The 11,795-nt window shown below is 69.3% G+C and carries 11 protein-coding genes and 1 pseudogene; 7 read left to right on the top strand and 5 right to left on the bottom strand.

The annotated features are described in order from the left end of the window. Nucleotides 1-98: 98 nt before the first annotated feature. Nucleotides 99-1,571, bottom strand: coding sequence for a tyrosine-type recombinase/integrase (locus ACZ7IB_RS33650; protein WP_470917769.1), 1,473 nt, complete (start codon nt 1,569-1,571; stop codon nt 99-101). Nucleotides 1,572-1,928: 357 nt separating this feature from the next. On the opposite strand from ACZ7IB_RS33650, the gene ACZ7IB_RS33645 reads away from it, so the two are divergent. The 6 genes from ACZ7IB_RS33645 (at nt 1,929) to ACZ7IB_RS33620 (ending at nt 7,131) form a co-directional block, all read left to right on the top strand. Then, nucleotides 1,929-2,390, top strand: a complete 462-nt coding sequence (locus ACZ7IB_RS33645; RefSeq protein WP_470917767.1) for a Pycsar system effector family protein — start codon at nt 1,929-1,931, stop codon at nt 2,388-2,390. Between the two features lie 40 nt (nt 2,391-2,430). Beyond that, a complete protein-coding gene (locus ACZ7IB_RS33640; RefSeq protein WP_470917765.1) occupies nt 2,431-3,090 on the top strand; it encodes a Crp/Fnr family transcriptional regulator in 660 nt (219 codons plus the stop codon). A 105-nt stretch (nt 3,091-3,195) separates the two neighbouring features. After that, nucleotides 3,196-4,026: a hypothetical protein gene (locus ACZ7IB_RS33635; RefSeq protein ID WP_470917763.1), complete on the top strand. Its 831-nt coding sequence runs from the start codon at nt 3,196-3,198 to the stop codon at nt 4,024-4,026. A gap of 50 nt (nt 4,027-4,076) precedes the next feature. Further along, complete coding sequence (locus ACZ7IB_RS33630) at nt 4,077-6,224, top strand: hypothetical protein (protein ID WP_470917762.1); 2,148 nt, start codon at nt 4,077-4,079, stop codon at nt 6,222-6,224. Beyond that, a complete protein-coding gene (locus ACZ7IB_RS33625) occupies nt 6,221-6,931 on the top strand; it encodes a hypothetical protein (RefSeq protein ID WP_470917761.1) in 711 nt (236 codons plus the stop codon). The genes ACZ7IB_RS33630 and ACZ7IB_RS33625 overlap by 4 nt, the downstream gene beginning before the upstream one ends. Next, nucleotides 6,928-7,131 (top strand): hypothetical protein, encoded by a 204-nt coding sequence (locus tag ACZ7IB_RS33620; protein ID WP_398634565.1) that lies wholly within the window; start codon nt 6,928-6,930, stop codon nt 7,129-7,131. Before ACZ7IB_RS33625 ends, ACZ7IB_RS33620 begins: the two co-directional genes overlap by 4 nt. A gap of 764 nt (nt 7,132-7,895) precedes the next feature. Here the strand turns inward: ACZ7IB_RS33620 and ACZ7IB_RS33615 are convergent. From ACZ7IB_RS33615 to ACZ7IB_RS33600, 4 genes and pseudogenes are all read right to left on the bottom strand, one after another. Beyond that, nucleotides 7,896-8,293: pseudogene (locus ACZ7IB_RS33615) on the bottom strand (transposase); the annotation flags it as partial. Nucleotides 8,294-8,340: 47 nt separating this feature from the next. Next, nucleotides 8,341-9,036 (bottom strand): MSMEG_1061 family FMN-dependent PPOX-type flavoprotein, encoded by a 696-nt coding sequence (locus tag ACZ7IB_RS33610; protein WP_470917760.1) that lies wholly within the window; start codon nt 9,034-9,036, stop codon nt 8,341-8,343. A 44-nt stretch (nt 9,037-9,080) separates the two neighbouring features. Further along, nucleotides 9,081-9,971, bottom strand: a complete 891-nt coding sequence (locus ACZ7IB_RS33605) for a PDR/VanB family oxidoreductase (protein WP_470917759.1) — start codon at nt 9,969-9,971, stop codon at nt 9,081-9,083. A gap of 86 nt (nt 9,972-10,057) precedes the next feature. Then, on the bottom strand, nt 10,058-10,993 hold the full coding sequence (locus tag ACZ7IB_RS33600) for an alpha/beta hydrolase (protein ID WP_470917758.1): 936 nt from the start codon (nt 10,991-10,993) through the stop codon (nt 10,058-10,060). A gap of 127 nt (nt 10,994-11,120) precedes the next feature. Here ACZ7IB_RS33600 and ACZ7IB_RS33595 point away from each other — a divergent pair, with 127 nt between their 5' ends. Next, entirely contained in the window at nt 11,121-11,741 is a 621-nt protein-coding gene (locus ACZ7IB_RS33595) for a TetR/AcrR family transcriptional regulator C-terminal domain-containing protein (protein ID WP_470917757.1), read from the top strand. Nucleotides 11,742-11,795 lie beyond the last annotated feature (54 nt).

The raw sequence follows: 11,795 nt of genomic DNA, 5'->3' as shown, positions 1-11,795 counted from the left end.
ACACGGTGCTCGCGGCCCTGAACAGCACGCGCGGGGACGCACCTTCTACGCCCTGTTTCTGCCTGATATGTGCGGGTAGTTCCTATAACCCCTGAGGGTCAAGGGGTCGCAGGTTCAAATCCTGTCGTCCCGACCACGCGGAAACGCAGGTCGGAGGCCGTTCTCTCATTCATGAGAGGGCGGCCTTTCGTGCGTCCGGGGTCGTGGTGGTCGCAGTGTGGTCGCAGGCCCGAGCCTGGGCTGGTTCGCCGTGGCACTGGCGGCGGGCGTTGCGGGGGAGCGGAGCTTGTGGAGAGCTGCACGGAGGCGGAGGCGGTGGATGTGGTCGCGCGGTGTCGCAGCCATGTCGGCCGGGGCGGGCGGCCAGCGGATCGTGCCGCCATGGTGAGGGTGTGGTCGATGGTGTCAACGGCCTGGTGTGCGGCCTGTTGGGTGAGGTGGCTATAGAGGTTCGCGGTGGTCGACAGGGTGGAGTGCCGCAGCGTTTTGGAGACCACGGTGAGCGGGACGCCGGCGGTGATGGTGATGGTGGCGGCGAGGTGGCGCAGGTCGTGGACCGTGACCCGGGGGACGCCGGCTTCCTTGGACAGTCGGCGGAGCCGGTCGAGCACTTGGTGCGGCCCGAGCGGGCCACCGTTGGGACGACAGAAGACCAGCCCCGCGAACGGGTCGTTGGGGTCGCCGCGGGTTCGGGGTGCTGATCGTGCCCGGCGGCGGAGAGCGGTGGCGACGCGGGGTGAGATGGCGACCCAGCCTCTGCTCGACCGGGTCTTGGGTGTGGTGATGACGAGATGGTTGTTGTCGACGGCGGAGAGCGTGCAGCGTACGTAGAGCGCGCCCTGGTCGAGGTGGACGTCGTCCCAATGCAGGCCGAGGGCTTCGCCCTTGCGCATGCCGGTGCCGATGAGGACCTCGAACAGATCGGCCATCTCGGGGTCGGCCTGGTGGCAGTGGGCGAGGAAGCGGGCCGCCTCGTGCACCGTCCAGATCCGCCGCTCCGGCGACGGCGGCCGGCGCAGGACTGGGGGAGAGGCCGGGTTGTGGGGGAGGCGATGATGGCGGACGGCGTCGCCAAGGGCGCTGGAGAGGGTGGCCAGGCACCGGTAGAGGGTGGTGCGTCTGCGGCCGGCGGCGAGCTGCCTGGTGACGAAGGCCGAGATGTGTCGGTGGGCGAGCTGGTCGAGCCTGAGGGTGCCGAATGCGGGGACGAGGTCGTTGCGGACGTAGTCGCGGTACCGGGCCATCGTCGTCGGCTTCAGCACGAGCGCCTTCGCGGCCAGCCACGCGTCCAGATAGGCGGTGACGGTCTGGTTCGGGTCGGCATCGAACCCGCCGGCCTCACCCTCGAGGAACCGCCGCAAGGCCTCTTCGGCCGAGTCCAGGCTAGCGAAACCGCCTCGGCGCACCGTCGTCCGACGGTGGCCCGGGGCGGGTACATCGACGGCAAAGGTCCAGGTCCCTTGCTTGCTGTCGGCGAGCAGATGGGGACAGTGGGCACCGATTTGGTGGCGGTGGGTGTCCCGGCAACCGCAGCGACGGTAGACACGGCCGCGGCCGGCGATGGTACGCATGGCGATCGCCTCCCGGAGGCGGAGAAGAATCCGTCACCCTCAGCGTGCGACCACATGCGACCACCACGCCTGCCGGAGGCACCCTGATCAGTATGTTTCCCTTGTCTGTGCGCCAGCAGATTCTTCGTCTGCTGGGTGTACGTGCATATTGATCAGAACTGACGGGATTCTGATCAGTATGTGTGTGGCGCAGTTGCCTGCCGTCGTGCCCTCTGCTGGGCACCTCCGCATCCGGCTTCCTGGCACCTTGGGGTCTCGTGACAGGGCTGGTCCTGTTGTGGCGGAAAGGTGGCGGGTGACGTGTCCGGATCGGTTGTGCGGGCTGAAGGCGCTCTGTCTTGCGATGCGGTGGGCAGGATGCGTACGAGGACGGCCGAGTTGTTCGTGGAGGTGCAGCGGGCCGACACCAAGGCGACCGTGCTGTGCGGTTTGGACGTGGCCCTCCTGGCCGTCGTGGTCGCGGCGATGCCGGTGGCCGCGGAAGCCGGCTGGGTGGTGAGGACGACCCTGGCGGTGATGTGCGCGGGGGCGGCCGCCGCGCTCGTCGCGGCGCTCCTGGCTCTGCGCCCCGTCCTGCCGGGTGGTACGGCGCTTACGGGGATGGACGGACCATGTCCCGATGAGGTTCCTGAAGCCGTCGTGGCCGCCGCGGCGTGGCAGGCCGCCGGAGGACGGCACCAGGCGGACGCCCGGAACGTAGCGCGGCTGGCCGCTATCGCGCACCGCAAGTTCCGGATCATCAAGGTGGCCGTGGATCTGACGGTCATTACCCTGGGGGTGGCCGGAATCGGTGTGTTGATCAGCTGCTTCGTCTCTTGAGAGCATCCCGCCTCTGACGCTTCCTCACATCGGAGGTGCTATGTATCAGCCGCACGTCGCCATGTTCGACAAGGTCTTGTGGGCGAAGCTGCGTGGTCTGGCCCCATTGCGGTCACGGCCCGCCAGAAGTGTCCTTCTGCGACAGGGGGATCCAGGGACGCACGTCCTCCTGCTGGAGTCCGGCTCCGCCATCGTGACCCTGACCGGTGAGAACGGTGAGCGGACTCTGCTGGCCGTCCGGGGGGCGGGTGAACTGCTGGGGGAGCTGGCCGTGCTGGACGCCCACCCGCGCACGGCGTCCGTCATCGCGGCGGAGGCGTGCCAGGTCCGGGTCATCCCCGCCCCCGAGTTCCTCGGTTTCGTCGACGAGCACGGTCTGACGGCTTCGATACTGCGCCATGCCATCGCTCGTGTGCGTGAGGCGGAGGCGGTGCGGCTCGAACTCGCGACCGCTCCGGTGCCGGCGCGACTCGCATCGGCTCTGGGGCGGCTGGTCCAGTCGGCTTCCTGCAGGGCCGACCACGTCCATGTGCGCCTGACGCAGGTGGAGCTCTCCCAGCTGATCGGGGCGTCGCGGAACGCCGTCGGAACGGCAATCAAGGCGTGGCGTGATCACGGATGGCTGGAGACGGAGCCCGGGGGCGGCCTGCTGATCAGGGACATCGCCCGGATCAAGACCCATCCCCTCGGCCGAGGGTGACGGAGCGCACCGGCTCGGTGCCCAGTAGTGGGCACCGAGCTGCCTCCGACCCGGCCAGCATGGTGCGCCAGCCGCGAAGGTCGTGGCGGAAGGGCTGGTGTTCCCATGAGGTCTCCTGCGCAGCCGGACCCGGTCGACGTGCCACCGGAGCACGCGCTGCTGGTCGTCGACATGAAGGGTTACAGCCGGATCCCCGAAGCGCGGATGGCGCCGACGCGCTTCGACCTGGACAGCATCCTCGACACTGTGTTCGACCAGAGTGGGCTGGACATGCCGCGGCGGGTCGACGGTGCGTTCGGTGACACCGGCGACGGCGGCATCTTCGTCCTGCCAGCTCGGGACACCACGCGGTTGGTCGATCCGCTGCTCGGACACCTCAACGCGGCCCTGTCCCGGTACGACAAGAACGCGCGCCTGCGCAGCGGACCGGAGATCCGTCTGCGGGCCAGCGTCCATGTCGGGCCGGTGTCACTGCCCGACCGCCGCAGTCGGGCCGTCGTCGAGGCGTGCCGGCTGGTCGACAGCGAGACGGTGCGGGAAGCACTGGACGCGGCCGAGGCCCATGGCGCCTACTTGGCCGCCGTGGTCTCGGAGATCGCTTTTCGTCGGACGGTGAGGGACGGCCGCACACTCGATCTCGACGAGCGCCACTTTCTGCGGGCCACGGCCCGCGTGGACGGTAAGCCGGAGTTCGAGGAGCCCTGCCGGCTTCTCGTCCCCGGGGTGTCACCCGTACTGCTGGGCCCCTCCATCACGGACGCGGCGGGTCCCCGGCCGTCGTCCGCTCCGGCCCCTGCGCCGGCGCACGGAGCCGCGAACAGCTCCTCTCCGGAGGCGGGCCACCGCGGTCCTGTCATGAATTTCCTCGGCGCCATGGACCGCCCGACGGTCATCGGCGAGCTCGACACGCTCAACCTCGACCAGCGTCAGCGCTGACGGGCACGCGCCGTCCTACCTCCTTCCCCTTCCAGAAGAGGAACGAATTCATGGCAGAGAACGCCTTCACCTCGCCCGAACCTGACGAACCCAAGAATCCGGAATCCGATGGCACGTCTCCGGATCTCACCTCCCCCGCTTCCGTTCCCACCCCCCGGCCCGGCGACTTCCACATCCAGCAGGTCGGCGTGGCCGCCGCGCACGTCGATGAGCTGAACGTGCTGCAGGAGTTGCGCAAACGGGACGTGCTCGAGGGGGTGGAGCGGGATCGGCAGCAGATCACCGAGCAGCCCTTCATCCTCGCGGGGCGCTGGAAGGAAGCCTGGGACCAGGTCGTCGACGGGGAGACGCACCTTCTGCGACCGCGCATCCTGCTGGTCGTGGCACCGCGCTCGTTCGGCTCCACGACCTTCGCTCTCCAGCTGCTGGCGCGCCACACCGAAGCGGACACCACGCTGGTGAAGCTGGACGCCGACTGGAGCGCGCCCAGCCGGGGCCGACTTCCGGTGGACCACTGGCACGCCTACCAGGTCGACCTGAAGGACACGTGTACGGATCGACTCTCGGCCGACTTCCTCGACTCCCTTACCCGGCATGCCGAGGACCTCGCGCCGGCGCGTTCGTTCCTGGTGATGACCGTGGCGAAGGAGCTCTGGCCCGACCACTACCTCAGCCCGCGCGGTGACGTCAGGGTCGTGCACATCGACGAGCCGCCGGAGGCGGAGCTCGTGGTCGAGGAGCACCTGGAGTACCACGGACATCCTCAACTGGTGTCCCACTTCCAGTCCCTCGACGAGGCGGTCGTCTCCCTGCGCGGGCTCAACGCTGTCGAGGCGGTTCGGGCCGCGCTCACCGCCATGGCGGTGTGGGAGGAGTTTCACGGCGGGCAGCCCCACCTGTCGGTCGCCGCCGTGCGCACGGGTGGACAGGAGCGGCCCGCCGGCTTCGCGGAGCGTCTGACGGCCGCGCTGTCGGACTGGAGGCAGAAGCTGGACGGCCTGTTCGGGGAGACGACCACCACGTACGACGGGCGAACCCCCTCACTCACCCTGGAGGACCGCTGTCTGCTGCTGGCTCTGGCCGTCTGCCAGTCCGCGCCCATGACGGAGGTGGCGGCCACGGCGGGCAGCCTGCGGACCCTGCTCGCGGTGCCGAACGGCGACAAGCCCGCCACCGAAGCGCTGGTCCAGTCCGTCTTCGCCGGGCGCGGCCTGCGCCGCCGTATCCATGACGTGGGCGCACGCGTGAACACGCACGACTCGGTGGTTTTCGACCAGCCTGCCTACGGGCGGGCCGTCCTGACCTATGTGTGGGACAACTACGAGGTGATGCGCGGGCCCTTGCTCATCTGGCTCACTCAGCCCGGCGACGGCTCCGTGTTGGCCCAGCCGATGGTCGACGCCCTGGCCGGTCTCGTCCTGCGGTACGGCACCGCCGACCATCTGGACACGCTGGGAAGCATCGCCTGTGCCGAAAATCCCGAGCTGCTCGGCGCCGTGCTGCTGCGCGCCGTGGGAGACGAGCACGTCGGTCGCGCCGCCTGGGCCACGCTCTATCGGTGGGCCGGACAGCAGGAGTACACCCGCACGGTGGTCAACACCTGTCGCAGCGTGCTCCTGGACGAGACCTCGGGCCCGTCCGCAGCCAAGATGGCCTTGGTCCGGCTGCGCCGGGTCGCCCGGAAGAGCGACGATCCCGCGACTCGGCTCGGTGTCCTCTCGGCCTTCAAGGAGCTGGTCTCGCGGCCGGCCCGCACCGCGATGCTCGTTGCCGAAGTCGCCGCTTGGCAGGCGTCCAAGGTCTCCGTCAGGTCCGGCAGCCTCGCCTTCCTCGCTCTGATGGAGAAGGAGCACACGAAGGTGCCGTGGCTCATGTCCGAGGAAGCGGCCGGCATTGACGTCGACCGCGCGTTGCGGGATCTCCTCGGCGACGCCGCCATCGCGCAGGAGGTCATCCCCCAACTGACGAAGTGGATCGGCTCGTACGCCACCGAGGCCGTCGGGTACGAGCGGTTGCGCGACCGGCTCGTCCACATCTTGCGGGGCAACGGCATGTTCCAGGCGTACTGGGCGTTCATGCGGGCCCTGGCCGACGCACCCGTGACCGTCGAGGGGGTCGACGTGGCGGAGGACTTCCACCGGCACCTCGTCGACCCGCGGCTCCGCTCGGTGTTCGCGCTCGAAACGGGGTCCGCGTGAGATGGCCCTGGCAGCGCGCGGAGCGCATCAGTGACTGTCCCCACCAGCGCCTCCTGCCGAGCGCCACGGCCGGAGTCCCCTTCGACGCGGTCTTCGTCATCGTCTGGCGGCCGGCGTGGCGTACGGGCTCCAATCTCGAGGACCTGGTGCGCTTCCGGGTCCACGCGGTGGCGGCCGAAGCCGCCGGACGCTGCGAGGCGGCCGATCCGCATGCCGCGCAGGACGCCGTCAACGCTGCCCTGCGTGATCTGCGTGGGACCACTGGTGGGTCTTATCGGATCCTGCACGCGCGTGTCACGCTGCGGTTGTCCGCGGAAGGCCGTCAGGCCGTCGCCCAGAGCCGGGCCGACGAGGACCGGGTCCGGCGCCTGCGGTTCCTCAAGGCCCAGCTGTACGACCATCCCGACCTGGTGGTCCTGGACCGGCTCGAACAGCGCCCCGGCACGCTGGCGGACGAGCACGTTGCCGAACTCCAACGCCTCGCGCGGTCCATCAGAGCGTGTGGGAGCTGGTGGCAGCCCTTGCTCGAACAGTGGGAGGAAGTCGGCCGCGGCTTCAGCGACGCCGACCGGCAGCAGCGGGCGATGCTCGCCCTGCTCGATTCCCTGCAGGCTTTCACCGGCGGATCGGCGTCGCTCCCCGCCGAGTCCGGTCGGCCGAGCCCCCTCGTGGCGTCCGGGGAGTCTGAGCGGGGGGCCTCCCGGTGAGCACTCTGCTCTGGCGGGCGCTGCTGGCGCCGTTCACCAGCGTGCGGGCGTTTCGCCTTTGGCGGCGTGGGAAGGGGGCGCTCTCCTACGACACCGCGTGGCGCGAGGCCCGCATGGTCACGTCTCCGGACGAGATGGTGTACCGCCTGCACGGCCATCACCGGCCCCCGCCGTGCGCGGCATGTGAGGGCGGTCCGTGACTCTGGCGAGACGGATCCTCTGGTCAGCGTCGCAGGGACGCGGCGTCTCCCATGACGATCACGGGGCGCAGAGCGGGGCCGAAGGCGAGGAGGAGTTCCCTCGTGTGTGTTTTGGACAGGCTCATGCAGCCCTGCGTGGGCCCGCCCGCGGTCGACATGGACCATATGCTGCCGCCCTTGTCGGCGCCGACAGTGGTGCCTGCACCAGATGGCGTGCGGGCCGTCCGTCGGCCCTTCACGACGAGGTGGTTGCCCGATGGAAACAATGGACACGAGCCCTGCCACACATAAGAGCGACGGGCACGCTTCACCGATGCCAAGCGTTAGACCTCGCCTTCTGCTCTTGGGCGAGGGGATGCTGACGAGCCGTCAGCTGCCAGCCGCACACACACACACACGTGAGGTGACCGGACGGATCAGGCAGGAGCCTGGTCGCCAGCGCAGCGAGTCTGGGGACCAGTTGGGGACCACACGATGTGCGCGAAGGCGCACGATAGACACTGCTGCACACAACTTGCGCCTTAATTAAGCCGGTTATATCCAGAAAATACCCCCGACTCTCACTCCTGGGGGTCAAGGGGTCGCAGGTTCAAATCCTGTCGTCCCGACTGGAGACAGTCGCAGGTCAGGGCCGGTTTCGGAGGCATCCGAAACCGGCCCTTGATCATTCTTGGGGACCAGCTGGGGACCGGCGTCCTTGACCGGGGTCAGCGGGTCACGACGATCGGGCTCGGCAGCGAGCGCGGTGCGCGCAGCACGCTGAAGTGGGCCGAGAGCGCCGCCCCGGCGGCCGGCTCGACGCCGCCGAAGCGGTCCCGGTGCTCGTCGATGAACGCTACGAGCGCGTGTGTGGCCGGTCGAGCTCGGCCGCGAAGAAACTCGCCGCGGCCTTCAGGATCTCGTTCGCCCGCTTGAGTTCAGCGATCTCCTTCTTCATCGCCTTGATCTGTGTGGACTCCTCCGTCGTCGTCCCCGGCCGGCTCCCCGCATCGATCTGGTCCTGCCGGACCCACTTGCGCAGCGTCTCGGTCGTCCCGATACCCAGCTTGGCCGCGACAGCTTTCATCGCGGCCCACTCGGTGTCGTACTCCGGCCGCACCTCAGCGACCATGCGGACCGCTCGTTTGCGCAGCTCAAGGGGGTAGGGGGAAGGGCGTGCCATGACTCGATCCTCTCAAATGATCGAGTCCCTATCGAACCGGGAACGGTTCAGTACAGGTGGTGCCGGTACTGGTTCTCGGCGAGCGTGGTGAGTTCGCTGAGCTGGTCGCCGAGGCTGTCGGCCATCTTGGCGGCGTTCTCCGCCACGTGCATCGTGTAGAAGTCGCCGCCCATCAGGACGGCTTCGGCCAGGTGGCGTGGATCGCCCTCCCACAGCTGTGAGCGGATCACCGCCTTTCCACACTGCGAGAAGACCTCCCGCACGCGCACGACGGTCGCCAGCACGGCGGGTTTTCCGTCGGCGCTCAGCATGTTCAGCAGCTCCGGGGCGTCGCTGATGAACGCGTCACCGTTCACGCGTACGACTTCCCGGAGTCCGGGAACGAGGAACACCAGCCCCACCGCGGGGTTGCGGGTGAGGTTCTCGAAGGTGTCGGCGAGCTTGTTGCCCGGCCGGTCCGGGAGGGCCAGGGTCCACGGGTCCAGCACCCGCACGGCTCCTGGCGGATCGCCCTTGGGGCTGATGTCGAGGTGTCCGGCGTCGTCCGCCGTGGCGAGACAGAAGAACGTGCTGTGCGCGATGAACCTGGTGGTGAATTCGCCTAGGTGGGACTCCTTCTTGGCCGCGATGAACGGCGGCGGGTGTCCGATGATCTCCCGCACCCGGTTCATGGCGATGGGGTGGTAGTCGTCAGCAGCCGTACGAATGGGAGGAGTTGTACGGGTGTCCTCGTGGCGGCTCATGCCTGCCCTCCGGGAGGTGGCGTGCGGTCCTGGGCACGGGTGTCCTACCCGTCGAGGACGAGGCGTTCGCCGCGCGACCGGGACACGCAGATGTACATGCGGTCGCCCGCGGCGCGGTCCTCGGCGGTGAGGATGTCGTCGCGGTGGTCGGGTTCGCCGTCGACGACCCGCGTCTCGCAGGTGCCGCAGACGCCCTCGCGACAGGAGCCGGTCACTGGCAGGCCCTCGTCCTCAAGCGTGCTGAGAATGCTCCTGCCTGCGGGGACGGTGACCGTACGGTTCGATCGCTCGCACACGACCTCGATTTCGGTGTCGGGCCGGGCCGGCTTCGGGCGCGGCCTGAACCGCTCCAGCCGCACTGAGCCGGGGGCCCAGCGCGCGGCCCTCTCCTCGATAGCGGTCAGCAGTGACTCCGGGCCGCACGCGTAAATGGCGGTGCCCGGGCGTGGCCGCTCAAGCCACCTGTCGAGCGGAATCCGACCGGCCCGGTCCTTCGGGTAGAGCCGCACCCTGTCCCGATGGGCGCGCAGCTCGTCGAGGAAGGCCATCGAATCGGCGGTGCGGCCGCCGTAGAGGAGCTGCCACGGCAGACCCCATGCGGTGGCCTGTTCCGCCATCGCCAGGATCGGGGTGATGCCGATGCCGCCTGCGATGAACAGGTAGCCCTTCTCTCGCCTGAATCCGAAGTTGTCCAGCGGCCCGCGCAGCCGCACGGGCTGTCCCGGTCGGAGAAAGGCGTGCACGTACTCCGATCCGCCCCGCCCTGCCCGCTCGCGCAGCACCCCGATGCGGTAGGTGGACCGGTCCTGCGGGGACCCGCACAGCGAGTACTGCCGTACGATCCCCGTCGGCAGCGCGAGTTCGACATGGGCGCCCGGCCGCCAGGGTGGCAGCTGCCGCCCTGGCGGGGTACGAGAACTCGACGGAGACCACACCGGCGGCCTCCCAGCGCACCTGGCGCACCCTCATCCGCATCTCGTGCACGGCTTTGATCCCGTCAGCCGTGTCCGCTCGGACCACGTCAGCCATGTCCGCGCTCGCAGGCGACTCCGATGCCGTCGGCGAACGCCGCCGTCCAGACGGAGACAGCCCGCCGGGTCACGCGCATCGCCGGGGCCAGGGCATCGAACATGTGCGGCACTCCGGGCACGAGGTGAACCTCGACGGAGTTTCCCGCCGCGCCCAGCCGGGATGCGAACTCCAGCGCTTCGTCCCGTGCCGGATCGGTCTCGGCGACCATGATGCACGCGGGTGGCAGACCCCGCAGGTTCTCGGCGCGGGCCGGAACGGCATAGCCGACACCAGGGTCGCTCCCTTGCAGGTGCATCCCCCAACCAGCCTCGGCTTCCCGGCGGTTGAAGAGCTTGGGGTCCGTGACCGCGCGCGCCGATGCGGTCGCCAGGCGGTCGTCGAGGACGGGGTAGCCCAGGTAGAGGTACTTGATGCGCGGACCCTCGCGGTCACGGGCGGCGAGGGCCACGGCCGCCGCCAGGGTGGCACCGGCGGAGTGCCCGCCCACGGCCAGGCGTGATGCGTCGAACCCCAGGGCGTCCGCCTGGTCCAGCGCCCAGCTGAGCGCGGCGTAGCAGTCGTCGAACGCGGCGGGGTGCGGGTTTTCCGGGGCGAGCCGGTAGTCGGGGGCGACGACGGCGATGCCCAGGTCCGCGGACAGCCGTCGGCACGTGGCGTCCTCCGCGTTGGGGCCGCCCAGCACGAACCCGCCGCCGTGCATCCACACCGCGACCGGCAAGGGGCCCGCACTCCTTGAGACCGGGGTGTAGAGCCTCAGGCTCAACGGGTGCCCGTTCGTGGGGACGACACGGTCCTCGACGTTGACCGCGTTGTCCGGCTTGCCGTCGCCACTGGCCGCGCTCGCGGCCGCGCGTGCCGCCGGTACGTCGGCGAACACGTCCGCTTCGGGCAACGCCTCGTAGACGGGGAGGAACTCAGGATCCATGAACACTGCGGACTCCTCTCTCTTGTCCAGTGGACAATAGCGGAGCCTTATCCAGTGGACAAGACGTGACGCCGTATATTGTCCGCCGGACAAGAGACATCACGACATCACGAGGGAAGTAGCGCCCATGGCCATCAGCCGAGCAGCAGTCGTCGACGCGGCACTGGAAGTGCTCGACCACCAGGGCCTGGACATGGTGACCATGCGCGCCGTCGCTGACCGGCTGGGGGTACAGCACAACACCGTCCGCTGGCACGTGGACAACAAGCACCGTCTGCTCGTGCTGATGTCGGACGCCGTACTCGCGGGCCTGGACGTCGCCGCCCTGCCCCGTCCGTGGGAGGACCGCGTCCGGGCCCTGGCGCGGTGGTGCCGGGGGGCGATCCTCGCGCATCGCGATGCGGCCCGTTTGCTCGCGGGGCTCGCCACGACGGAGGCGAACACCTACCGGTTCGCCGACACGATGATCCAGACCCTGCTCGACGCGGGATTCTCGCCTCGCACGGCGGCCTGGGCGAACTGGACCATTTTCTATCTGGTCCTGGGCATCACGCAGGAACAGCAGGCGCATTCCGCCGAGGCGCCCGAGCGCATGACGGAGTTCGACGACCCCGAGTACCCGGCACTGAGCGAGGCCGCTTCGCACGTCGCCGCCGGCACCTACGAGGAGCGCTTCGAGTTCGCGCTGAACATGCAAGTGGTCGCACTCCGAGCGGAGTTGGACTGTACGGGCGACGTTCCGGCCTGACTCGATTCGGGTCCGGGGTGTGTGACAGGCGTGCGTCGCCCCGTCTCCGCCGTC

The organism is Streptomyces sp. NPDC037301 (assembly GCF_055602785.1).
Note: the sequence above shows the minus strand (reverse complement) of the source record. Positions and strands in the feature narration are given on the sequence as shown.

Coding starts and splice junctions, on each gene's coding strand:
- ACZ7IB_RS33650 (WP_470917769.1), bottom strand. CDS start 1,571: ATGCGTACCATCGCCGGCCGCGGCCGTGTCTACCGTCGCTGCGGTTGC.
- ACZ7IB_RS33645 (WP_470917767.1), top strand. CDS start 1,929: ATGCGTACGAGGACGGCCGAGTTGTTCGTGGAGGTGCAGCGGGCCGAC.
- ACZ7IB_RS33640 (WP_470917765.1), top strand. CDS start 2,431: ATGTATCAGCCGCACGTCGCCATGTTCGACAAGGTCTTGTGGGCGAAG.
- ACZ7IB_RS33635 (WP_470917763.1), top strand. CDS start 3,196: ATGAGGTCTCCTGCGCAGCCGGACCCGGTCGACGTGCCACCGGAGCAC.
- ACZ7IB_RS33630 (WP_470917762.1), top strand. CDS start 4,077: ATGGCAGAGAACGCCTTCACCTCGCCCGAACCTGACGAACCCAAGAAT.
- ACZ7IB_RS33610 (WP_470917760.1), bottom strand. CDS start 9,036: ATGAGCCGCCACGAGGACACCCGTACAACTCCTCCCATTCGTACGGCT.
- ACZ7IB_RS33600 (WP_470917758.1), bottom strand. CDS start 10,993: ATGGATCCTGAGTTCCTCCCCGTCTACGAGGCGTTGCCCGAAGCGGAC.
- ACZ7IB_RS33595 (WP_470917757.1), top strand. CDS start 11,121: ATGGCCATCAGCCGAGCAGCAGTCGTCGACGCGGCACTGGAAGTGCTC.